The organism is Aeromonas sp. LsrichE-8G (assembly GCF_022869435.1).
Taxonomy (GTDB): Bacteria; Pseudomonadota; Gammaproteobacteria; order Enterobacterales; family Aeromonadaceae; genus Aeromonas; species Aeromonas caviae.
This window is the reverse complement of record NZ_JALIHH010000256.1, coordinates 1-563: the sequence shown is the minus strand read 5'-3', so window position 1 is coordinate 563 and position 563 is coordinate 1. Positions and strand designations below refer to the sequence as shown.

Genomic DNA, 563 nt, shown 5'->3' with positions numbered 1-563 from the left:
AGAGTGTCATATGACCATGTCCTTGCTGGACCAGTCGCCGATATCGATGAGTATCACGGCGGATACCGAATCGGAGCGCAAGCATCTTCCGGCCGCAAATTCGTTAAATAACAAACTGTTATTGGCGGATGCCGGTTACATCAGCCGCGAGTACTTTGCTGATGTGACCAAAGCCAAAGGAAGCTATCTGGTCAGAGGGAGTCAAAATCTCAATCCCAAAGTACAGGCAGCTTACCGACAGGACGGCAGGGAAATGCCCAAGTTACTCGGAAAAAAGCTCAAGGATATCGATCGGAGAAGCTGCAGAGCCGAGGTTCTGGATCTGGATGTGAGTTCGGGAAAGTATAAATATCGACTCATAAGACGTTGGTTTGCAGAGGAAAAACGGTTCTGTATATGGATGACCAATCTTCCGCGTGAGCGATGGCCAGCCGAGAAGGTGATGGCATTGTATCGTTGCCGTTGGCAGATCGAACTGTTGTTCAAAGAGCTGAAATCACATAACCGGTTGAAGGCGTTCGCGACACGACAAAAAGCGATAGCGGAAGGCTTGATCTGGGCTA

Annotated in this window: 1 pseudogene; it reads left to right on the top strand. The window is 49.4% G+C overall.

What is annotated here, in order from left to right:
* Positions 1-563 (top strand): annotated as a pseudogene (locus tag MUW49_RS20885) (IS4-like element ISApu2 family transposase); the annotation flags it as partial.